Source organism: Sphingobacterium sp. DR205, from assembly GCF_011064245.1.
GTDB lineage: Bacteria > Bacteroidota > Bacteroidia > Sphingobacteriales > Sphingobacteriaceae > Sphingobacterium > Sphingobacterium athyrii.
Genome location: NZ_CP049333.1, coordinates 5754217 through 5777832, shown reverse-complemented (window position 1 = coordinate 5777832; position 23616 = coordinate 5754217). Strand labels below are relative to the sequence as shown.

22 protein-coding genes and 1 other RNA gene are annotated in these 23616 nt (G+C 39.7%); 20 read left to right on the top strand and 3 right to left on the bottom strand.

The window, feature by feature from the left end; all coding sequences use genetic code 11:
* Nucleotides 1-3 precede the first annotated feature (3 nt).
* The 15 genes from G6053_RS24710 to G6053_RS24640 all read left to right on the top strand — a co-directional run bounded on the left by G6053_RS24710 (nt 4) and on the right by G6053_RS24640 (nt 12864).
* Nucleotides 4-783, top strand: coding sequence for a hypothetical protein (locus tag G6053_RS24710; RefSeq protein WP_165308867.1), 780 nt, complete (start codon nt 4-6; stop codon nt 781-783).
* Nucleotides 784-797: 14 nt separating this feature from the next.
* Nucleotides 798-1916, top strand: a complete 1119-nt coding sequence (locus G6053_RS24705) for a plasmid transfer protein (RefSeq protein WP_165308866.1) — start codon at nt 798-800, stop codon at nt 1914-1916.
* A 15-nt stretch (nt 1917-1931) separates the two neighbouring features.
* Nucleotides 1932-2546 carry a conjugative transposon protein TraK gene (traK, locus tag G6053_RS24700; protein WP_165308865.1) on the top strand — a complete coding sequence of 205 codons (615 nt, stop codon included), beginning with the start codon at nt 1932-1934 and terminating at the stop codon, nt 2544-2546.
* Nucleotides 2524-2955, top strand: coding sequence for a hypothetical protein (locus G6053_RS30695; RefSeq protein ID WP_206531819.1), 432 nt, complete (start codon nt 2524-2526; stop codon nt 2953-2955). The genes traK and G6053_RS30695 overlap by 23 nt, the downstream gene beginning before the upstream one ends.
* 58 nt (nt 2956-3013) lie before the next feature.
* Nucleotides 3014-4177: a conjugative transposon protein TraM gene (locus tag G6053_RS24690; protein ID WP_165308863.1), complete on the top strand. Its 1164-nt coding sequence runs from the start codon at nt 3014-3016 to the stop codon at nt 4175-4177.
* Nucleotides 4178-4196: 19 nt separating this feature from the next.
* The gene (traN, locus tag G6053_RS24685) at nt 4197-5042 is read left to right on the top strand and encodes a conjugative transposon protein TraN (RefSeq protein WP_165308862.1); all 846 of its coding nucleotides are present in this window, start codon (nt 4197-4199) and stop codon (nt 5040-5042) included.
* Between the two features lie 11 nt (nt 5043-5053).
* Nucleotides 5054-7093, top strand: a complete 2040-nt coding sequence (locus G6053_RS24680; RefSeq protein WP_165308861.1) for a type IV secretion system DNA-binding domain-containing protein — start codon at nt 5054-5056, stop codon at nt 7091-7093.
* Between the two features lie 27 nt (nt 7094-7120).
* Nucleotides 7121-7651, top strand: coding sequence for a M23 family metallopeptidase (locus G6053_RS24675; protein ID WP_165308860.1), 531 nt, complete (start codon nt 7121-7123; stop codon nt 7649-7651).
* Entirely contained in the window at nt 7644-7808 is a 165-nt protein-coding gene (locus G6053_RS24670) for a hypothetical protein (RefSeq protein ID WP_165308859.1), read from the top strand. The genes G6053_RS24675 and G6053_RS24670 overlap by 8 nt, the downstream gene beginning before the upstream one ends.
* A complete protein-coding gene (locus G6053_RS24665; protein WP_241254830.1) occupies nt 7798-8985 on the top strand; it encodes a zincin-like metallopeptidase domain-containing protein in 1188 nt (395 codons plus the stop codon). Before G6053_RS24670 ends, G6053_RS24665 begins: the two co-directional genes overlap by 11 nt.
* Before the next feature lie 12 nt (nt 8986-8997).
* On the top strand, nt 8998-9804 hold the full coding sequence (locus G6053_RS24660) for a DUF4099 domain-containing protein (RefSeq protein ID WP_165308857.1): 807 nt from the start codon (nt 8998-9000) through the stop codon (nt 9802-9804).
* The gene (locus G6053_RS24655; RefSeq protein WP_165308856.1) at nt 9804-10418 is read left to right on the top strand and encodes a hypothetical protein; all 615 of its coding nucleotides are present in this window, start codon (nt 9804-9806) and stop codon (nt 10416-10418) included. Before G6053_RS24660 ends, G6053_RS24655 begins: the two co-directional genes overlap by 1 nt.
* A 75-nt stretch (nt 10419-10493) precedes the next feature.
* A complete protein-coding gene (locus G6053_RS24650; RefSeq protein ID WP_165308855.1) occupies nt 10494-11111 on the top strand; it encodes a hypothetical protein in 618 nt (205 codons plus the stop codon).
* Nucleotides 11112-11205: 94 nt separating this feature from the next.
* Nucleotides 11206-12123 carry an abortive infection family protein gene (locus tag G6053_RS24645; RefSeq protein ID WP_165308854.1) on the top strand — a complete coding sequence of 306 codons (918 nt, stop codon included), beginning with the start codon at nt 11206-11208 and terminating at the stop codon, nt 12121-12123.
* A 552-nt stretch (nt 12124-12675) separates the two neighbouring features.
* Nucleotides 12676-12864, top strand: coding sequence for a hypothetical protein (locus G6053_RS24640; RefSeq protein ID WP_165308853.1), 189 nt, complete (start codon nt 12676-12678; stop codon nt 12862-12864).
* Between the two features lie 1482 nt (nt 12865-14346).
* Here G6053_RS24640 and ssrA read toward each other — a convergent pair.
* Both ssrA and G6053_RS24625 read right to left on the bottom strand, forming a co-directional pair.
* Nucleotides 14347-14714: a transfer-messenger RNA gene (ssrA, locus tag G6053_RS24630) on the bottom strand.
* Nucleotides 14715-14840: 126 nt separating this feature from the next.
* Entirely contained in the window at nt 14841-16871 is a 2031-nt protein-coding gene (locus G6053_RS24625) for a M3 family metallopeptidase (protein ID WP_165308852.1), read from the bottom strand.
* Nucleotides 16872-17014: 143 nt separating this feature from the next.
* Between G6053_RS24625 and G6053_RS24620 the strand changes: the two genes are divergently transcribed.
* On the top strand, nt 17015-17494 hold the full coding sequence (locus G6053_RS24620; protein ID WP_206531818.1) for a hypothetical protein: 480 nt from the start codon (nt 17015-17017) through the stop codon (nt 17492-17494).
* A 116-nt stretch (nt 17495-17610) separates the two neighbouring features.
* On the opposite strand, the gene G6053_RS24615 is transcribed toward G6053_RS24620, so the two are convergent.
* Complete coding sequence (locus G6053_RS24615; protein ID WP_241254829.1) at nt 17611-18816, bottom strand: pyridoxal phosphate-dependent aminotransferase; 1206 nt, start codon at nt 18814-18816, stop codon at nt 17611-17613.
* A 213-nt stretch (nt 18817-19029) separates the two neighbouring features.
* On the opposite strand from G6053_RS24615, the gene G6053_RS24610 reads away from it, so the two are divergent.
* The 4 genes from G6053_RS24610 (at nt 19030) to G6053_RS24595 (ending at nt 23555) form a co-directional block, all read left to right on the top strand.
* Nucleotides 19030-20019 carry a cation diffusion facilitator family transporter gene (locus tag G6053_RS24610; protein ID WP_108636415.1) on the top strand — a complete coding sequence of 330 codons (990 nt, stop codon included), beginning with the start codon at nt 19030-19032 and terminating at the stop codon, nt 20017-20019.
* A 148-nt stretch (nt 20020-20167) separates the two neighbouring features.
* Nucleotides 20168-21958: a translation elongation factor 4 gene (gene lepA / locus G6053_RS24605; protein WP_108636416.1), complete on the top strand. Its 1791-nt coding sequence runs from the start codon at nt 20168-20170 to the stop codon at nt 21956-21958.
* Nucleotides 21959-22027: 69 nt separating this feature from the next.
* Entirely contained in the window at nt 22028-22915 is an 888-nt protein-coding gene (locus tag G6053_RS24600) for a tetrahydrofolate dehydrogenase/cyclohydrolase catalytic domain-containing protein (protein WP_165308850.1), read from the top strand.
* A 151-nt stretch (nt 22916-23066) separates the two neighbouring features.
* Nucleotides 23067-23555, top strand: a complete 489-nt coding sequence (locus G6053_RS24595; RefSeq protein WP_165308849.1) for a hypothetical protein — start codon at nt 23067-23069, stop codon at nt 23553-23555.
* Nucleotides 23556-23616: the final 61 nt, after the last annotated feature.

Genomic DNA, 23616 nt, shown 5'->3' with positions numbered 1-23616 from the left:
ATTATGTGGAGAATATTAACTGTTGTTATTTTACTGCTTGGATCTAACCCTGTCATTGGGCAGCGGATCAAGCGCCAAACCGATAAACATATTATCAATCAGCAGGAGCGTATGGTACATAAACAATGGGACCGAAAGAAATTTACCCCGACCTCTGGCTTTCTTGGACTGAATTATCAGTATTGGCTCACCTGGGGCCTTCATCCCAATTATCCCAAGCTGGACAGGCGTCCCCTTTCAGGTTCCGGGCCCCAGACCATGCGGATGGGGCTGATGATTGCCATGCAGCAGACCAATGATTCCTATAAAAAGCAGTCCGATACCATCCGAAATACAGCTATAAAGGAACTCACCAACTATTCAGGGGTTGTGAGTGCCGCAGATCCACTTTGGTTGCTATACTATAAACATGAGTTCGCCCGCCTAGAAAAGGATGAATCCCTAATCCTTCAAGGGCTCAGTTCAGAGGTAAAAGAATATCTGATAAATAAAGGTACTTATGAATGGTATACCAGTGAAAGATCGGGCCTCATAGAACGTCTGGAAATCCTTAAAACAACAGATCTTGAAAGGGGCAGCAGGATTATGGGCTATCATCGCCTATTGTCGGAATATAGGGTTCTTGAATCGGGGTGGGAATCCAAGAAAAGCAATGCCCTGAAATTTCTATCCCTATCAAGTGACCTGTCTTCCATTAAGGAGATAGATCCGGTCATGCCGTTCCCACATACTGGAAAATCTGATATTGAAATTGCGGACAAAATCCTAAATAAGAGCAGATGATAAATTAATTTTTTATGACATACACATTTTTTTTACAGGCATCTCCAGTGGGGGTGCCTGATTCATTTAAGGATACTTTCACTTTCCTGCAGGGAAATGGGGTATACGAGGAAGGGGTAATGCACTTCCTGAAAGGGATGAAAGATACGATATGGACCCATTACGATACTTTTATTACAGACGCACAGGCACTAGCGGCAATTTTTATGCTCATATTTTTTGCCATAAAAAGCTATGAAATGATGTCCGGCGATAAAAAAATGGAGATTATGCCCTTGCTCAGGCCATTTGGACTGGTCATGGTCATTATTTGGTGGGGAGCTTTCACAAGGGTGATCGCTTATCCAACGGATATTGTCGCTGCCAAAACGGAAAGCCTCTTCGATAGCGGACAGACCGAAGTCAATAGCCTTCGGCTCCAACGTGCAAAACTCATGTATGACATAGCCAATTCTTTGACTCAAATCCAGGCTGAAACCGAAGTTGCAAAAAATGAGGCGGATACCTGGTACGGAAAAGCGTGGGATGCGGTCACCTCAACCGTGAAAGATGGGTTTACTTCCGTCTGGAACAATGTTGTGGAGCTAAGAAACAGGATGCAGATCAATTTGCAATTGTGGGCAACCTATACACTGGAAACCTTGGCAGTCTGGGTACTTCGTATCTGTGTTTATATCATATTCATGATCCAGATACTCTATTCGACCATTCTGATCATTTTAGGCCCATTCTCCGTTGCGGTAAGTATTCTTCCAGCTTTCAGGGATTCCTTCGGAACTTGGATAGCACGCTTTGTTTCCGTAAACCTATATTCTGGGATTGCCTATCTGGTGATGCATATAGCCAGTCTTTTTCAGCAGTATGCCTTAGAAGCTGAGATTACCCGTTATCAGGAATTATTATCGACTTCTGGCGATAGGCTCGAAAAACTTGGCTGGCTTGCCGGAAATGGGATAATGTCATTTGGGATCGTCATAGTAACCTTCCTGATCGGCGGGCTTACGATGCTCACAGTGCCAAGTATCAGTACATGGATCGTATCCACTTCTGGAATCACTTCTGCCGCGGGTACAATGGGCCGAGGGGCATCCGGTATGGCAAGAACGGCTAGGAGAGTGATCGCAAAATTCTAAACTTAAATAAAGAACATGATTATCAAAAATATAGAATCAAAGATTCGTCTGGCAACCCTTATTGCCGTCGGGAGTTTAATAACGGCCTTTCTGCTGGTGTCCATAGTTTCTTTCTTTGCCTTTAAACAGGTGGAAAGTGCAAGAAAGTCAGTATATGTACTGGATATAAATAATGTGCCATTGGCCGCGCAGCAGACCAGTGTTGAAATGAACCGTTCAGCCGAGTACCGAACGCATATAAATTTATTCCATAGTCTTTTTTTTACGCTGACACCGGACGAGAAGTTTATAGAATACCAGATGAAGCGGGCGATGTATCTGATTGATGAATCAGGTGCTTTACAATACAATAACCTCCGTGAGAAAGGATTTTTTAATTCCATCTTGTCTTCCAGTGCGGTACTTACGGTCCAGACGGATTCAATCCACCTTGAAGGAAACTATTTTCGCTTTTATGGTAAACAGACCATAGACAGACGGAGCTCAACCGTCGTTCGTAGTCTCATTACAGAAGGATATTTAAGGGACCTTAAAATTAGGACAGACAACAACGCGCATGCAGTTCTGATAACGAGATGGAAAACATTGGAAAATAAAGACCTCAGTTATGTTCAAAAAAATAACCTCTAATAAATCCGAAAGTAGTATCTGGAAAGAGATCGGCAATGAATTTTCCAGATATACAGTCCACCTTAGAAGATGTGTAAGGTCAAAATTGAGCACATATCCCAAACAGGTTTTTATGTTCATGGTGTTATGTATCGTGATTTCAATCTGCTTTTTTTTTATGCTGCCAAGGCAAAAGGAAGTAAAAATGGGGAAAAATGCGAAACTATCGGCGCCTATTGCGGATGGTGTGGGAAATATATTTGGTTCAATCTCAGATCTAAAAGAAGTACTTGAACTCCAGGCTGTCCTGGAAGAGATTTCAAAAAAGGATAACCTGGATAAACAGGACAGTATGATCCTTATCCAGATAAAGGATAGGCTTTTGTCGCTGGAAAACCATAATGCGAAGGATTCGATAACCAAAGATTGATCCAGCATTTTTTTCCTAAACCCGCTTAGTATTTCTCAATTCTAAATCAAATTATATTATGAAATTAGACCTAAAAAGGCCCAAATATATCATACCGATTATCGCCCTGCCTTTTATCTGTATTTTCTTTTACGTTTACCAATCCGCATTTTCAAAAGAGAGTGCTGTAAAAGATAATGGGCCCCAGCTAAAAGAACAAATTTCGGAAGTCTCCCCAGAGGTGAAAAATAAAGCTTTAACCGATAAGCTTAATGCTTACCGGGAAATGTACCGTCGAGGAGATGGCTATACCGCTGTGAATCAATTACAGGAAGACAAAGTAGATGGATTCCGTTTTGATGAAATGTACAATGATAAGGAAAAACGCAAGTTAGATTCCATAAGGGAAAAGCTTAAACAGGAATCGCTAATTTCAGTTGATGCACTAAAGGCTGTGCATGGAAATGAAGACCTGGACCGTGTACTGGGTTCCCTTGTCCCTAAATCCAATCCAGAATCCAGAAAAGAACCAAAAAGGAAAGAAGAAGATCCGATGCTCCTGTTCCGCCGGCAGATGGAATTTGCCGATAGTCTGGCAAAGGCAAATGATCCGGAAGAAAGAGCAGCAAGAGAGGAGAGGCAGCGGATTGAAATGGCGAAAAAAGCGGAAGCTGAAATGCCATTGCTTAAAGTCAGAAAGGCCGACGATACCCAGTCCGTTTTCAATACGGTAAGAGACAATCCGAACGATTCTTTTATTCAGGCCATAATTGACGAGAATATGACCGGATATGTGGATTCCAGGTTGCGGATCAGGCTCATGGATGATTTATTGGTGGGAAGCAATCTGATCCACAAAGGCAGCTATTTATACGCAAAGATAAGTGGATTTACCGGCCAACGTGTTCTTTTGAGCATTACCTCAATTATGCAGGGAGGTAAGATCCTGCCCATAAAACTTGACCTGTATGATAATGATGGTCTTCAGGGCCTTTATGTGCCCGCATCCGCTTTCAGGGAGTTCAGCAAAGAACTTGGCGCAAATTCTTCTCAGGGAATTTCAATACAGGGAGGAGAAAACCAGAACCAGATTATTATGGGCGTGATCCAAAGGATGTTTCAGTCGACTACTACAGCAGTTTCCAGGTATATCAGAAAAAACAGGGCGAAAATCAAATATAATACGCTGGTCTATCTGATAGACCCACAAGCACTTCGTGAAAATCAAAAACAATACAAATAATCATTCATCATTTTCAATTATGAGAAATCTATTTCTGTTTTTATCGGCAATATTTCTGTTCGCCGTAACCCCGACAATGGCACAGACAGGAGGTGACCATTTACTTGGCGACCTTAAATCTATCAGGTTTTCCAAAGGAAATACAATTCACATTCTTTCACCGGAACCGATCAAGTACGTGGATATATCTTCAAAAAAAGTAGCGGCAGATCTTCCTATTGATAATCTGCTTCGGCTTAAAATTGTTCCGGACAGCATGGATCTAGATGATTCAGGGACAGAACTCGGCAGCATTACAGTGGTCGGCGAAAATTTCATGACACAGTTCAGAGCCTTGAAATCTGGTCAGGACATTGAAGCACAGTCGCCCGTCCTTTATGAAATAAATCCTTTATCTACGGTCCCGCTGGAGCCTTTGGAAAACAACCTAAGCAGGAGTCAGATGAGGTCCTTATCCTATACTCTTTTAACCCAATCCGGAAACCGTCCAAAGAGGAAGGAAGAGAAGTTTGGAATAGGGATCTATCTGAACGGTATCAGAACGATCGGGGATTTCATTTTTCTTGATCTTTCATTTGTCAATAAAACGAACCTTTCATTTAGGCCAGATCAGCTACGTTTTTTTGTGGAAGATAAAAGAATCACCAAGGCAACAAATGTCCAGTCGGTTGAGATAGAACCCATCTGGCAATTTCAGCCATTCGACCTTCTAAAGAAAAAGAACCGGAATATTTATGTTCTTAAAAAAGTAACATTTCCGGGCAGTAAAATATTGCGGATAAGTCTCACTGAAAAACAGCTATCGGGCAGGGCAATTGACCTGAAAATCAAATACAAGGATATTCTGAATGCCGATTCTCTATAACCAATAAAAATATGGAAGAAACAAAAGAGCAGCAGGGCCTTTATAGATTCTTCCAGTTTGCCATTTATCTTTCCATTTTTCTAGAGTTCTATCTCTTTCTTTATGTTGAGAAATCCCTTGAATATGGGATTCTAAACAAGACAAATTTACTTTTTGCAACCAAGTTGGCAAGGATGCCTTTTTATTCGGGGCTGCTGGCCAGTAAGCTATTTACTGTCTTTTTGGTCGTATTGGTTTCTATTGGTACCCTGAGTAAAAAGAAGAAAGATCTAAACCCCAAGAACCAAATTGTTTATCCCCTCACGCTTGGATTCATAATAATTGCGCTTGCGGTATGGCTGCACGGTCATCAGGGGAAACCGATTCTATATGGGCTGAATTATTATGATCTTGGTTATGTATTCAGCTCTTTTCTGGGGATTGTCCTGATCCATGTTGCACTAGACAACATTTCAAAGATTATCAGCTCTAGATTAGGGAAAGATAAATGGAATATCGAGGAAGAATCCTTTATGCAGCCCACCCAGGCGAAAATCACACCTTATTCTGTCAATATTCCAATGTTGTTTTATTATAAGGGAAAGGTTAATCAAGGCTATATTCCACTGGAAAACTTATTTAGGGGCTGTTTGGTCTGCGGAGTTCCGGGAAGTGGTAAAAGTTTTGGGGTCATTATGCCAATTATCAGGCAGATGATCGCCAATTCATTCACCATGTGTATTTATGATCTAAAGTATCCTGATCTTGGAAAGATTGCCTACTATCATTACCTGCTGGCGAAACAGGAAGGAAAAATGCTGGATTATGAATTTCATGTCATTAACCTGAATGACCCATCCAGAAGCCGCCGAGCAAATCCATTTAAGCCGGAATATTTGCAGACCCTTGCTGATGCAAACGAAACTGCCGAGGCTTTGGTAGAGGCCCTTAAAAAGGGTGATAAGAGCGGAGGAAGCGACCAGTTTTTTACCCAATCTGCTGTAAATTTCTTAACGGCTTGTATCTACTTCTTTTGTAAGTATGAAAATGGACGCTATTCGACCTTGCCACATGTTCTGGCATTTTTGAACCTGTCCTATGAAGATGTTTTTGACACGCTCTTTAGCAACGACGAACTTAATTCGCTTCTGTCTCCCTTTATGACAGCTTATAAGGCTCGTGCTTTTGAGCAGCTGGAGGGACAGGTCGGAACATTAAAAATCTTTATCAGCAGGCTGGCGACAAAAGAAACGTTCTGGGTGTTTGGGGGAGATGACTTTGAATTAAAGGTCAGTAATCCCAAATATCCCGGAATACTGATCTTGGCTAATGATCCCGCTACTCAGAGTATCAATTCCGCATGTTTATCCGTTGTCGTGAACCGTGTTACAAAACTGGTAAATTCCAAAGGAAACCTTCCTGTTGGAATAGTCGTTGATGAGGCTCCAAGTTTATATTTATACCGTATAGAACAGGTCCTTAGCCAGGCTCGAAGTAATCTTGTGGCGACAGTCTTGGGTATCCAGAGCTTACAGCAGTTCCAGCAGCAGTATGGCAAAGAAACATCCGCGACGATTACTTCAGTCGTGGGAAACGTTCTATCAGGAAGTGTACAGAACAAAGATACACTTGAGTGGTTGGAACGGATCTTTGGAAAAGTAAAACAGCAGAGCGAAAGCCTTAGTATCGACAGGAATAAAACTTCCATATCCCTGTCAGAAAAACTCGAACCTCTTATCCCTGCAGGTAAAATCGCAGCACTTCCTGCTGGCCAGATGGTAGGACTCGTCGCTTCTGATGCAGTAGAGAAATTTACCGGAAAATTTAGGACCTCAGCTGTTAACTGCCGGATAAATATTGATGTTGGAGCGATAAAACAGGAAGAGCAGTATTATAGAGAATTGCCCATATTCTATGATTTTGGAGAGAGAAAAGAACAGATACTGCTGGCAAATTTCAAAAAGATCAAAGAGGAGGTTAATTCAGTTGTTGAAGCGGTTACAGGATTTCGGTATACGCAGCCTATCGAGACCGAATCCTTAACGGATAAATACAAAAAATCATTGGAATAATTTTCAGATCACCCGTTTAACTTCATTATGCATAATATTCGTTGCCCCGTGTATCCAGTTTACTGTAGTCCAATAATCTCGATATTCTTATTGCTTTTTATTTCCTTAAATGCAGTTGGGCAATCCATAGATTTTAGTCTCCCGCTTGAAAAAATGCGGGTCACGTCGCCTTACGGTTTTAGGGTACATCCCAAAAAATTAAAACCTATTCATCATAACGGTGTAGATCTTGCCGCCAGAAGTTCACCCATCTTTAATATAATTTCAGGATATGTGGTGAATGCCGGGGAAAGTCCTACGCTGGGTAAATTTCTGGTAATAGAATCCGGTGATGATATCCAGGTTATATACGGGCACTTATCTCGACTATTGGTCCAAAAAGGCGAATGTTTACCGCCCGGTCATCTTCTTGGTATAAGCGGTAGAACAGGTCTGGCGACCGGAGAGCATCTCCATCTCTCAGTTAAAATCCGGGGTCAATTTATTGACCCCGTTCTTTTTCTAAAAAAACTCAATGAATTAAGCTTAAATCCCTTAAACGAGCAAAAAAATGAATAAATCTTTTGAAAGCCTTAACGAGAAACTTAGAATTCTGAAAGAAGGCGAAGAAATTGGGCTTACGCCCGAAGAGGCCGTCATATACGGTATATCTTATGGTGACGAATTTCCTTTTAACGAGGAAAATAGCGAGGGAGGAGAGGAGGATGAACAATAAGGTAAAATCACTGCACGAACAGGTTGCCGCAACCCTCATCGAAAAACTGGAAAAAGGAACAGCTCCTTGGCAGAAACCTTGGAATTCCGCTTCAACTGATTTCAGTCTGCCTTATAATGCAATTACCGGAAATAGATATAAAGGAATCAATATCTTTTCATTGCTGAATTCAGGTAGGGAAGACCCCCGATGGTTGACTTTTAAGCAAGCTGATTCCAAAGGCTGGAAAATAAACAAGGGTGAAAAAGGTACGCTTGTTCAATTTGTCAAAACCCATGATCTTATCCCAAAATTAGATGAAAATGGGAAAAAAGTCCTTGATGAAAACGGTAAAAGCATAAAAGTAAGGACACCTTTGGAACGTGCCATTGTCACAGCGGCTTGGGTCTTTAACGCTGAACAGGTCAGTGGAATTCCCAAATTAGAGTTAAAGCCCCAATTGAAATCTGATTGGGACCCAATAGTCCGTGCGGAAGATCTGGTTCTCCTTTCCGGTGCGGTGGTCAATCACAGAAAAGGTGATGAGGCGTATTATAGTCTCCGTTCTGACAGTATAACGATGCCCTTAAAAGAACAGTTTACCTCTCCTGACCGCTATTATGCTACTCTCCTTCATGAGCTTGGACATTGGACTGGACATCAGGACAGGCTCAACAGGTCCCTTTTTAACAGATTTGGGAGTGAAGGCTATGCACGGGAAGAATTAAGGGCCGAGATTGCCTCGATGTTGATCGGAGATGAGTTCAAGATCGGTCATGATCCGGGCCAGCATGTTGCTTATGTAAAAGGGTGGATCGAAATTTTAAAAAATAATCCTTATGAAATCCATGCGGCGGCAACGGATGCGGAAAAGATATTTTCTTATCTGCTGGATTTTGAGCGTAAACGTGAACTTAACCAGTATACCACTAATAAAAGCCAGCAAAAAAATGAATCCAAGCTCTTTATTGGCGATATCATTCCGTACAAGGAGACTGTTTATAAAGTAACCAGTCAACTGAAAAGAGGAAGGCTGCAGATGGAAGTAGAGGACAACGGAAAGAAATTTGTACTCTCTAAAAACGACAGGCTCTACCAATCCCTGCTGGATGTCAAAAACGGCAATGATATAAAATCTCCAGCAATTTCTAATAGTAATGAAGAAGTTCAAAAAGCTTCTTATGGTTTAAAACGTTAATACTATAATAGCATGAATCAATTTAAAGACAACGAACTTCCCCTTGGTGAACTTGAAAAATTAGGACTATATATTCAGGGACGAATACTTCTTTCCAGGGACAATATCAATGCGCTTCTTACGGGTAGAAGGACCGAAATGACAAATTTTAAGGATCTTAAATTTGATGGGCTTTCTATTCCCGAACTCGATGCGAAACTATCTCTAAAGAAAAATCAGGATGGAAGTGTGAGCCTGAACGTTCATCCAATATATAAGGTGGCAAAAGCACATGAGCTTCTGGATGAAAACGAAAGCCAGAAACTTCAAAATGGAGAGATTGACAATATTTCAAAGGAACAAGAAGTACAAAAAGGCAAGGTCAGGAAAATAATCATCGAATACGATGAACAGACCAAAGAGTTTATTTCCTATGATCCTGAAAAGGTAAACGTTCCTTTAACGGTAAATTCAGAGACGCTTACCGAAGAGCAAAAGGAAAAGTTTAAAAATGGTCATATTGTGGAATTATCCGATGGTACCAGGTTTCAGCATACAGCGCTTAATCCTCAGGGATTAAAATCTGACAATAAAAGACTCGCAATTTCTGTCTTGTTTGATGCAGGCATCTCTTACCTGGTATATAGGGGAATTCAGGCCCTGAAAAACCGTGCTGCTAAATTTCAATCGGAAGGTTATACTAATGGGTATAATCAGGCCATTGCTGGTATGAAACAAAAAGGAAATGTAGTGGATTCTAATGTTACCATCCAGCAATTAATAAATAAGCATATCCCAAATCAAGAGTCTAGAGGATATGGACGCTCATCGTCCCGTTAATGAATGCGGATAATTTGGATCAGGATGTGATCCGATTCTTTGAACCATTTTTTGAAAAATCCACTACGGGTTTTGAGTTCAGCTATAGATATTTTTCAGATCAGCCAAAGGAAATTTGGAATTACAACGGGTATGTTAATGAGGTCGCAAGTGGTATCTGGAAAGCTTATTATCAAATACCAATTTCTGTAGCTCATTTGTTTCTCGCTTCATCTTGTACGGAGATCTTGTGTTTTGCACATCTTTTTCCACAGTATGTTGATAAGACAGTATCTATTGCTTTTGCTTCGGTAGGATTTCTACCAAGTAGAGAAAATTATAGGGAACTCACAAATGAGTTCCCTAATGCGAAAATCCATCTTATAGCTGAAAATAGTTTGATTGGGAAAATCTTCGACTGCAAGATTGCTCTTTGGAGCCGTACTATTGACTCAAAATTTCAGATCAATGATGATCTGATAAAAATAGAATTTGGCTCGCAAAGTCTTGTGCTACCGGTTGAGAAGTTTTCTCTAAACTACTTTGAGGTGATTTCCGGTAAACGGATCGCCCTTCGAACTCATAAACCGGTTAAGGGATTCCTGAATTTCCACAAATTATTTACTGCTTTATAGTATTTAGTTCCCATGATGGCTGACTATTATCTGCGTTTTAACTTATGTATTTATTCACTTTTAAAATTATATTTTATGAATATTGAACTTAAAAATATTAAACATTCTCCTTCATTAAGCGAAGAAACAGAAGCATTCACAGCGTCTTTATATATCAATGGTAAACATGCTGGTTATGCCAAAAATGCAGGGCATGGTGGTTCGACTGACTATTATCATAAAGATGCAAAAGGAAAAGAACTTATAAAACAAGCCGAAGAACACACAAAATCTTTTAAGAAACCAGATGATCGTTTTATCAATATGGCTTTAGAGGAAAAAATTAATGATCTGCTTTACGATCATTTACAGAAAAAGGACCTCGAAAAATTTAATAAGAAACTTGCTAAAATAACCGACAATGGAATTGCTTATGGTATTCCAAATGATTCGTATTCTTATTTTACTTTCAATCACTCGATGGAAAAATTCCTAAGTAATATTAAGGGGATCGAACATATCAAGAATTTGATAAGGGATAAAATTATTCCAAAACTAGGGTCCGATAAAATTATTTTAAATTCAAATATTCCTGAAAAACTTCTTTTGGATTCTGGTCTTAAAAAAGGCCAATATGCCCAACCTCAAAAGAATATTACTGCTCAAATCAATTTGGATTTAAACAATGAACAAATTAAAAGAGGTAGGTCGTAAATAGGAAGCAATTGGATCTATCAAGTGATAACCTTTTGTGAGATGAGAATTCGATTATAAATTTTATATTCATTTAAAATTTATAGTTTGTTTTATGGAAACTCAAATATCTGAAATTACAAGAAGGAATATTTTTGATTTTTTGCAAGTTGAAAATTTATGGTGGCCAGGAAGACTTGATGAAACAGAATTCTTAAGTAGAATCTTTGATCTCAAAAATATGCCATCAAATGACCACCGATTTGATAATGCAGAAGGGGATATTTGGCAACATCGAGTAAATAATCCTAATGACTGGACGGACAATTGGATTTTCAATGATGAACGATTTAATTTATTACGAGGAGACGATGCTATTTTCTTAAATTTTCTTTGCGAAATGATACATCCTATCGTAAGGGCAGATAGCACAGAGGTAAATAGAATGCTTCAAATATATAATGACAATTTAAGTGATGATAATTTTGAAATTGTTGAAAAGACCAAAATTTCTGGAAAGCCAATTTTTATTGGTCGTCCAAAACTAATGGGAAAAGAAACAATCGAAAGAAAAGGAAACGAGCTTAAATTGATTCTAAACGAACAGTATGTTTCACAACAAATTACACTTATGGAAAGTTCAATTGAAAATGCTCCTCATATTTCAATAGGTTTAGCTAAAGAATTAATAGAGACATGTTGTAAGTCAATTTTCGAGGAAAGATCGCAATCTTATGATAAAAATTGGGACTTAACGAAATTAATGAAAGAAACCACAAAACTCTTAAAATTAACTCCAGAAGATATACCTAATGAAACAAAAGCAGCGACTTCTATAAAACAGATACTTGGAAGTTTGTGTTCTGTAGTTCAGGGAATTGGAGAAATTAGAAATGAATATGGCAGTGGACACGGTAAAGTTGGGAAATTTAAAGGTTTACAACCCCGACATGCTAAACTTGCAGTAGGATCTGCATCTACCCTCGCAATTTATTTGCTCGAAACCCATCAATTAAAGTTAGAAAGACTGTAATATATTAGGACTAGCCACACCTTTGGTATATTACAAATATGGATTTTTTGGTATTCCAATAAGCTTAGATCCATTATTTTTTAGGAGATTCGCGTAATTCGATTTCATGAAGGGTTTTAAATATTATAACACTTAAAGACTGACTTGGTACAATACCGAAATTTGATAAAAAATACCTGAGACCTTTTTGAATAGAATTTTTCTAAACTTCTTCTAAGACCTTACTGCGGGAATTTTCTCACATCCAGGGAACTAGAAATTTGGATTGAAATTTTCGATCGTTACTATTGGTAAGTTAATACCAGCTGCAAACTTTTCCATTTCCCTTTCATAAACATTATATACGAAGTTACCTACTGCTTCATAAGAAGAGCGATTCTTCTATACTTTAAAATATTCTTCAAAAATAACAAAAAAGGCATTTTCATGATCGGATCTTGAGGTTCAATAATAATTCTCTTTTTTGATACTCTGATCATTTCATAAAGAGCGGCATGGGCCGTGAAAAACATAATAAACATTTCGTAATACAATTTCAGTTAAAAATATGCTATGTCAAAAAATACAGCTTTAAAAGACGACAATGATCTTGGTAATATGGATAAAAAAGACATTATTATAGCAGAAATGAAAATAAATAGTGAAGAAAAATTGGTAAATTTAATATCTAAGATTTTGATAAACAAAGTAATAAAAGAGGTAAATGAAAAAGGGTATACGCTATTTAAGATTCAGCAGTGACGGTCAGAGTTTACACAGTATCGAACGTCAGGATTTAATTACAAGTCAATGGATGAATAACAGTGGAGTGGAAATAGTAGATACATTTATCGACGAGGGACATACTGCACGAAACTTTGATAGGCCTGATATTAGGGTTCTTTTTGAATTTATTAAAAAAAATCATGATCAAATTGATTACTTGGTTGTAGCTGAGTTAACAAGATTTAGTAGAATTGCGGGAGACGCTATAAATATGGTTACCAAGATTCAGGCGCTTTACGATGTTAGAATTGTAAGCGCAAGTAGAGGATCAATTTATGATTGTATGGATCATAATTCATTCTTTATAATGGGACTTGAATTTTTAATGGGCAATTCAGAAAATATAAAAAGACAGAATGACATAAATGCAGGAATCTATACAGCTAAAGCAGTTAAAGGGTTGTGGATCCAAGGCGGGCGGGCTCCATTTGGTTATAAAAAGGAGGGTAAGAATGAGGAACGTCGCCTAGTGGTTGATGAAAATGAAGCAATTGTCGTTAGATATATTTATGATGCTTATATATCGGGAGTTGCTTTATACAAAATCAAGGAAAAGGCTATAGAAATGGGATTAAAAAGAACGGCAACTACTGCGGTTGAGCGAATACTTACAAATCCTTTGTACTATGGATATCAACATGTCAAAGCATGGAAACAAAATCCGGGTGGATTATTTCCCCTAAAAAATCACGAGCCAATTATTGATGCGACTACTTGGAAATTAGTAAATGAAAAATTAAAAAGAGGATCTAAAGAAAGGAAAGTTTATGACGATCAAATTCCTTTGCGAGGAGTTTTACGTTGCCATTGTGGTAAGTTATTGACTGGCGCTGCCAGTAAAGGAAAAATGGGAAAATACTATTATTACTATAAATGTAGCACGGCTAGTGCTCATAATAATATAAATGCTGAAAAAGCCCACAGACAATTATCCGGTGCTTTAGAATTAATGAGTCTTCCTGAAAAATTAATATCTAGTATAAAAGATAAGAGCGAGATCGAGATGGAAAGGACTTTGAAAGAGCATAAAGCATTATTAAAACAACGCAAAATAGAATTTGAACAGACAAAGGAAAAGCTTTCATCAATTGAAGAAAAATGGATTACTAATAAAATTCAACATGACACTTATGAAAGATGGCATAATGAATTGACAATAAAAAAAGCTTCTTTAAAAGATCAAATAAACAAGTTAAACCATGATGAGGATAAGACCTATTCATTATTAAAAAATCAATTATTCTATTTGTCGGACTTAAATTACGTTTATAACGAAGCCAACACAATAGAAAAGCAGGAACTATTAAAAATGGTGTTCGACGACTTTTTATACTATGAAAACAGTATCTATCGAACTCCTTATATTTTAGAACCTTTTGATCGTAATGAATTGAAAATGAGAGAAAAAGGTTTTCTTGATTATACAAAAAAACGGGATAATTTTTCAATTATCCCGTCAAGTGGAGCTGGAGAGATTCGAACTCTCGTCCAGTCATGGTACTGTATACGCTTTCTACATGTTTAGCTTCTCTTTAATTGTCGGGCGAGGGAAGGTGAGTCGCTTACCTATACCGTACGCCGTAGTTGCTGTTTCTCACAAGTGCTTAGCAACATCACACTTGCCAGTTCTATCGTTCGATGCCCCGAATGTTAAACCAAAGAACAGGATCTAACGGGACAAATAGCTATGTTAAGTCTAACTTAAGCAGCTAAGGCGTAGTTTTCTTCGCCAGTTATAATTCTGAAAGTTCAGATTAAAGTGCTCTACTAACAACGCACTACATGCTTACATAACCGTCTCCATCCTGTCAATTCCGGTCAACCCCAATTATGTGTTACAAAGATATGATTTTTTTGATAAACCAACAAAATACATGATCATTTGTGAAGCAATCCAGTCGAAAATATTATGTATCCGTAGCCTTCTGGATAAAATTAGGGCTGCTTTTTATTTATTTAATCAATCCTGCCCGTTTGAGTAGGGGTTCAACAGATGGTTCCTGACCTCTAAAACGCTTGTAAAGCACCATTGGGTGTTCTGTTCCCCCTTTGGATAAGATGTTGTCCTGAAATTTATGGGCAATATCAGCGTTGAAAATGCCATTTTGTTTGAAATAATCAAACGCGTCTGCATCCAGTACTTCGGCCCATTTGTAGCTGTAGTAGCCTGAAGAGTAGCCGCCATTAAAAATATGGGAAAAGGCGGTGCTCATTGCATTTTCTTTCACATCGGGATACAACTTGGTGGATGCGAATTGCTCATCTTCGAATGTTTTCAGGTCAGCAATGGCATTTGGATCCTGTCCATGCCAGCCCATATCCAATAAACCAAAGCTTAACTGGCGCATCGTCGCCATTCCTTCCAGAAAAGATGCGCTCTCACGGATTTTTTCCACCAGTTCCATTGGGATCACTTCGCCGGTTTCATAATGTTTGGCAAACAATTCCAATGCATCTTTTTCGTAACACCAGTTTTCCATTACTTGGCTTGGCAATTCAACAAAATCCCAATAGACAGATGTACCGGATAAAGTCGGATAGATCGTATCCGCCAACATTCCGTGCAGAGCATGGCCGAATTCGTGAAATAGTGTCGTTACTTCCTGAAAGGTCAATAAGGAAGGTTTCGTTGCCGTGGGACGTGTGAAATTACATACGATGGATACATGCGGGCGTTCTTGCTTGCCGTTTTTAACATACTGTGGTTTGAAGGAAGTCATCCAGGCACCATTTCGTTTCCCTTTGCGTGGAAAGAAATCGGCATAGAATATAGCGACGAGCTCGCCGTTATCTTTAGTAACTTCAAAAGTCTGTACTTCTTCGTGATAGGTTTCAATGTCCTTGACTTCTTTGAAATTGATGCCAAATAGTCGGTGGGCAACCTCAAATGCACCATGTAGCACATTTTCAAGCTTGAAATAGGGCTTAAGCTTTTCATCATCCAGATTAAAGCGTTCCTGCTTTAGTTTTTCTGCATAGTATGCGCCATCCCATTTCTCCAGCTGTTCAATGCCGTCCAGTTTCTTGGCAAAAGCACCCAATTCGGCGAACTCTTCCAGTGCCGCGGGTTTTGCTTTTCCAAGCAAATCATTCAGAAATTCGGTTACTTTCGCTGGATTTTGCGCCATGCGTTCTGCTAATACAAAATCTGCATGGGTCGCATAACCTAATAATTTAGCGCGTTCAAAACGTAGTTTTACGATTTTCAAAACGTTTTCGACGTTGTTGTATTCATTGTCCTGAAAGGCCTTTCTTCCTGCCGCCAAGGTAATCTCCTTACGCAATTCGCGGTTGTCGGCGTAAGTGACGAAAGGAAGGTAACTTGGAAAATCCAAGGTAAATAGCCAACCTTCTTTTTCATTGGCTTTGGCCAAAGCATGGGCTGCCTCAATGGCTCCCTCCGGAAGTCCGGCTAGATCCTTCTCTTCGGTAACAAGGAGCTGATAGGCATTGGTTTCCGCTAGGACATTCTCACCGAATTTTAATTTTAAAAGCGATAGTTCGGCATCGATTGCACGTAACTGTTCTTTCTGCTCATCGTTCAGTAGTGCTCCATTGCGGACAAAATCTTTATAGGATTTTTCCAATAGAGTGGCCTGCTCTGCTGTAAGCGACAGCTGATCTTTTTGATCGTAAACTGCTTTTACGCGTTTGAAGAGATCAAAGTTTAACGTGATGTCATTGCCCAAAGCGGATAATTTAGGCGCGACATCCTGCGCAATTTTTTCAAGTTCATCATTGGTCTCCGCAGAATGTAAGTTGAAAAAGATGCTGGATAATCTATCCAGCGTTTGCCCCGAATAAGACATCGCCGCAATGGTGTTGTCAAAGGTGGGTGCTTCGGAACTGTTGACGATGGCGTCAACTTCATCTTTTGTTTTTTTGATTGCCGCGTCAAATGCGGGGATATAATCTTCGTTTTTTATCTGTGAAAACGGAGCGGTATCGTGCTTCGTTTTGAATTTTTCTGTTAAAATACTCATAAAGGTAAATGTAATAAATATTTATATGAAGCGCTAAAATCAATGAAAATTATGTGCTGGGAATGATATTTCTGGGAAATGGGTATCTTCGGAACATGAAACTGAAATCTATTTATCCACGGATTTTAACGATCGCACTGATAATGATGATGACAATAGAGCTGCAGGCACAGCAAGACTGTGATTCTCTAAAGAAGGAGGTGCCCACGTTCTGTAAGCTCCTGGATGACGATGCGCGGGTAGAGTTCCCAAAAGATTATAAAAAAATTGCTGCCTGTATGGAGATTGATTCTGTCACGGAAATGCTGCTGGGCTATGATATAGTCAAGATGAAAGCATTGCAACTGCAACGGGAAAAAAACAGCGTTTTCACTTACGGTGACTGGATGGATATGGTAGTAGAACTGAAAGCAGGAAAGGAATACCGTAATACCGTGCAGATGATGCAATTGATCCAGCATAGCATTAATCGTGCCGACTGGGCCCAATTACTGAGATTGATGAAAGAGAGTATGCTGCCTGGCCATTTAGAGGCTCTTGAACTGGATAAGGTAGAAAAAATGCTTTTTGACCCGAAGAACAAGGGAAGAAAATTTATTGAAGTGATGGAACATATTAAATAAGAGAACCTATCGGATTATAACGCTGTGGAAAATACAGTGGGATTGATAAGACTGAGATTGATAAAAAAAGGCTGTCCAACTTTGTTGAACAGCCTTTTTTATAGTGAATACTGATTTTATGCTAATTTGCCTAATGCTGCTTTGATACGCTTTAATGCTTCGATCAGACTTTCGTCTGAGGCAGCGTACGATAAGCGAATGTAGTTGTCATTACCAAATGAATCACCGCCTACAGTAGCGACATGACCAACATTCAGTAGATATAAAGCTAGATCAGATGAGTTCTTGATGATATTACCATCCTGATCTTTCTTGCCAAAGAAGGATGAAATTTCTGGGAAGAAGTAGAATGCGCCTTCTGGAAGATTGGTACGTACACCCGGGATATCGCTCAACAGATCGTAAACCAATTGACGACGACGCGCAAAGGCTTCTTTCATTTTATTGACCGACGCTAATCCCTGTTCGTATGCAACAATACCTGCACGTTGTGAAATCGAGCAAGTACCTGAAGTTGTCTGACCCTGTAATTTATCATTTGCTGCCGCAATAGTTTTGTTGGCCGCAATATACCCCAAACGCCAGCCTGTCATCGCAAAGGCTTTTGAAAAACCATTGATGATGATAACGCGATCTTTGATGCTGTCAAACTGTGCTATGGATTCGTGTTTGTCCACAAAGTTGATGTGCTCATAGATCTCGTCAGAGAGAATAAATACCTGTGGATGCTTTTCGAAAACCTTAGCCAATGCTGCTAATTCATCTTTACTGTAAACTGTTCCTGTTGGATTGTTCGGTGAAGAGAACATAAACAATTTGGTTTTTGGCGTAATGGCCGCTTCCAATTGTGCAGGCGTAATCTTAAAGTTATTGTCGATTTCTGTATTGATAAATACCGATTTTCCCTCTGCTAAAACAACCATTTCGGAGTAGGATACCCAGTATGGTGTAGGTATGATTACCTCATCACCCGGATTGATCAACGTTAGGATCACATTAGACAGGGATTGTTTTGCACCTGTTGAAACAACGATCTGCGAAATATCATAATCCAGATTATTCTCTGTCTTTAGCTTATTTACGATCGCCTGACGCAATTCAGGGTATCCTGGTACTGGCGAATAACGTGTCCAGTTTTCATCCAAGGCCTTCTTTGCTGCATCTTTTACATGTTCAGGAGTGTTAAAATCAGGTTCACCTACGCTAAGGCTGATTACATTAACGCCTTTTGCTGCTAATTCGCGGCCCAACTTGGTCATTTTAAGTGTGGCCGATTCGGACAAATTATTTATCCTGTCTGATAAGTATGATGATGTGCTCATGGTAAGACAAAGATATTATATACGTTGCAAATAATTGTCTTTATTTTTGAAAATTTACAAAGAAAAGTACCGTTTTTATTGGGGCTTTGCTAACAAAAAAGCGATTGTCGCGATTTAGCCTGTCAATAGCGACATCTTTTTGATGTTGATGTGTAAAACTAATCAATTTGATTTGGCGTTATATCTTTACCTTTGCCCTACAAAATACAGGTCATGTCGAGACAAACAAGATTGGTTTTATTATCGCTGTTTACAGGAATAGGCTTAATGATTGTTAAGTTCGTAGCTTATTTTTTGACAGATTCCAGCGCCATCTTTACAGATGCTGCCGAAAGCATCGTCAATGTGATCGCTTCTGGTTTCGCTTTCTATAGTATTTATCTTGCGGCACAGCCTAAAGATGAAAATCACCCCTATGGGCACGGTAAAGTTGAGTTCTTTTCTGTTTTCCTTGAGGGGGGACTGATTTTTATCGCTGGAGCGATTATTTTAGCCAAAGCCTGTTATAATATCTTTTTTCCGGCAGAGATTACTCATCTCGAACAGGGGATCTATCTGATCGGAATCACCTCGTTGATCAATTTTGCTGTGGGATTTTATATCATGAAAAGGGGACGTGCCCTTGGGTCCATTACCCTAATTGCCGATGGTAAACACCTGCAAGTGGATGCTTACAGTACAATTGGTTTGATATTGGGTTTAATCCTGATGAAACTAACGGGATTCCAATGGATCGATGTGGTAATCTCTATTATATTGGGGCTATTTATCTTGTTTAATGGCTATAAATTACTTCGGCAGTCTATCGGTGGACTGATGGATGAATCAGATACCGAGCTTGTGCAGGATGTGGTAGCGATTTTGGAACGTAATCGTAAGGCTGAGTGGATTGACGTGCATAATCTTCGGGTGCAGCGCTATGGCAACGAACTGCATGTCGACTGTCACCTCACTTTGCCAAGCTACTTCGACCTGGTAAAAGTTCATGATGAAATTTCTGCTGTCGATAAGATTGTCAATAAGGAAATGTCGGTGCGTACTGAGTTTTTTGTCCACGCGGATCCCTGTCTCCCACAATGCTGCCGTTATTGCCAAGTGGCGAACTGTCCGATACGTTCGGAAGAATTTAAAGGTAAGATTGCCTGGGATATGGATAAGGTGACCCGCAACCAGAAACATTTTTCCTATGCCGTAGCGGATTGAAAATGAAAATGCTTTCTGCTTGTGTCTCATGTGTATAGCAAAATTTTTCATCAGACAACTCTCAACGGATGAAAAATATACTTGATTCTATAAATATGTATAAAAAAAGGTATCTTTGCCTTTTAGCAAAAGAGTTTAAAAATCCTATATGAAGCACATTCGTAATTTCTGTATTATTGCGCATATTGACCATGGCAAAAGTACTTTGGCAGATCGCCTTTTAGAGTATACCAATACCATCAGTCAGCGCGAAGCACAGGCACAATTACTTGATAATATGGATTTGGAACGTGAACGTGGTATTACGATCAAGAGTCACGCCATCCAAATGAATTATAAAAAAGATGGTCAAGAATATATTTTGAACCTGATTGATACTCCTGGACACGTCGACTTTTCTTATGAAGTATCCCGTTCTATTGCTGCCTGTGAAGGGGCTTTATTGATTGTGGATGCCTCACAGGGTATTCAGGCACAAACAATTTCAAATTTATATTTGGCTTTAGAGCATGACCTGGAAATCATCCCGATCTTAAACAAGATGGATCTTCCGGGTGCGATGCCCGAAGAGGTGAAAGATCAAATTGTTGATCTAATCGGTGGTGAACGTGAGGCAATTATTCCTGCTTCCGGAAAGACAGGTCTTGGGGTACCAGATATCCTAGAAGCCATTGTTGAACGTATCCCACATCCTGTGGGGGATGCTGATGCACCGTTACAGGCTTTGATTTTTGACTCGGTATTTAATTCATTCCGTGGGATCATGGCTTATTTCAAAGTTGAAAATGGTGAGATCCGTAAAGGGGACAGAGTGAAATTCGTGGCGACTGGTAAAGAATATTTTGCGGATGAGATCGGTACGTTGAAACTTAATCAGGTACCCAAAGAAGTCATTAAAACAGGGGATGTAGGGTATATTATTTCTGGTATCAAGGAAGCGCGTGAAGTGAAAGTAGGGGATACCATTACACACAAAGACCGTCCTTGTGGTCAAGCAATCCAAGGATTTGAGGAAGTAAAACCAATGGTCTTTGCCGGTATTTATCCGGTAGATACAGAAGACTACGAAGAATTGCGTGAATCAATGCACCGTCTGCAGTTGAACGACGCTTCTTTGGTGTTTGAACCTGAATCTTCCGCCGCCTTAGGTTTTGGTTTCCGTTGTGGTTTCTTGGGTATGCTCCACATGGAAATTATTCAGGAACGTTTGGAAAGAGAGTTTGACATGACGGTAATCACTACCGTTCCCAATGTATCTTACAAAGCGTATATGACGAAGGATAAGGAAGAAGTGATCGTGCACAACCCGTCGGACTTACCTGATCCAAGTAAATTGGATTCAATTGAAGAACCTTATATCAAAGCGAATATCATTACCAAATCGGATTTTGTAGGACCGATCATGTCGTTGTGTATTCAAAAACGCGGTACGATCATGAATCAGCACTACCTGACTTCGGATCGTGTCGAATTGGTCTTTGAAATGCCAATGGGTGAGATCGTATTTGATTTCTATGATAAGTTGAAAACAATTTCCAAAGGGTATGCTTCATTTGACTATCACCAGATCGGCTACCGTACCTCGGATCTTGTTAAATTGGATATCCGATTGAACGATGAGCCAGTGGATGCGCTGTCTTCTTTGATCCACCGAAGCAATGCTTACGATTTCGGTAAGAAAATCTGTGAGAAATTAAAGGAACTGCTCCCGCGCCAACAATTTGAGATCCGAATTCAAGCTTCTATCGGGGCAAAGATTATCGCTCGTGAAACGATCTCTGCGTTGCGTAAGGATGTAACCGCAAAATGTTATGGTGGTGATATCTCCCGTAAACGTAAATTGTTGGAAAAACAGAAGAAAGGTAAAAAACGCATGCGTCAGGTTGGGAACGTAGAAATTCCGCAATCTGCATTTATGGCGGTATTGAAATTGGATTAATAACATTTTAAATTATACAAAATAAAGGAGCTCTTGGGCTCCTTTTAAATACAATCAAATCTCCTAAACATGAATCTATTAGATGGTAAATTAGTTTCCGAAAAAATTAAAGAGCAGATTGCTCTGGATGCGGCTGAATTTACAACTCAAACGGGTCGGAAACCGCATTTAGTAGCTATCCTTGTTGGTAACGACGGTGGTAGCGAGACTTATGTGGCCAGCAAAATGCGTAATTGTCAATTGGTCGGCTTTGAATCGACAAACATCCGTTATGATGAGACAATCACTGAAGAGGAATTGATCGCCAAGGTCAAAGAAATCAACAAAGATGATTCCATCGACGGCCTGATCGTTCAATTACCTTTACCAAAACATATTGATCCGGACAAGATTACCGAAGCAATTGATTACCGTAAGGATGTGGATGGATTTCATCCGGTCAACTTGGGTCGTATGCAACGTAATCTCCCCTGTTTTATTCCTGCGACACCGTACGGTATTATGTTGATGCTGGATTACTATAAGATCGAGACGGCGGGCAAACATGCCGTGGTGGTAGGCCGAAGCAATATTGTTGGTTCTCCAATGAGTATACTTCTGGCGCGTAATGCTAGCCCAGGGAACTGCACCGTGACCTTAACGCATAGCCGTACAAAAGATCTAAAAACGGAGATACTGCGTGGAGATATCGTAGTGGCAGCTATAGGAAGAAAGAATTTCGTTACGGCGGATATGGTGAAAGAGGGAGCTGTGGTGATTGACGTGGGTATCAACAGAGAAACCTCAACTGAGACGAAATCTGGATTTAAATTATACGGCGATGTGGACTTTACGCATGTGGCACCTAAAGCATCATGGATCACTCCAGTACCGGGTGGCGTGGGCCTGATGACCATCGTTGGATTATTGAAGAATACATTGGAGGCTGCAAAGGGAACAATTTATCCGAAACACTAAAGTTTGTCTATTTGGCATAGAAGTTGTAAATTATAGACTAATTAATCATATAAATACAAACTTACATGAGCGTATCATGTGGTTGATGGGAGTCCAAAATGGATAAATACAACCTCATGATATCTTCTTGCCATTAAAAAACAAAATTCTAATGAAAAAAATTGCACTTTTAGCGGTAGTAGCAGGAGCATTGGTAATGTCTTCTTGTAACAATTCAGAGAAAAAAGCGTCAGATTCGACTGATACTGCACAAACAGTAGGCGAGCATGTAGATGCAGCGATTGCAGACTTAAAGAACGCCGAAGAAAGCGCGCGTTTGAAAGCTGAGGAAGCAAAAAAGGCTTTAGATGAAGCGATTGCCAAAGGTGATAAAGCTGCTGAAGAGAAAGCACGTGCTGCTTCTGAGGAGGCTAATACCGCTTGGGAAAAAACCAAAACCGCTTTACGTGACGCGGGGCAGGATGTGAAGGAAGGGTTGAAAGACGCAAAAGATGCTACGGTAGATGCTGCGAATACAGCTGCCGATAAAACCAAAGATGTAGCAAAAGATGTGGCAGATGGTACTAAAAAGGTAGCCGAAGATGTTGCTTCCGGTACAAAAGAAGCTGCTAAAGATGTGAAAGACGCTTTTAAAAAATAGATGACTACATTGGCTGCAAAGCCAGAAAATTGTATAATTGAAAAACTAATCTGCGTAGTGC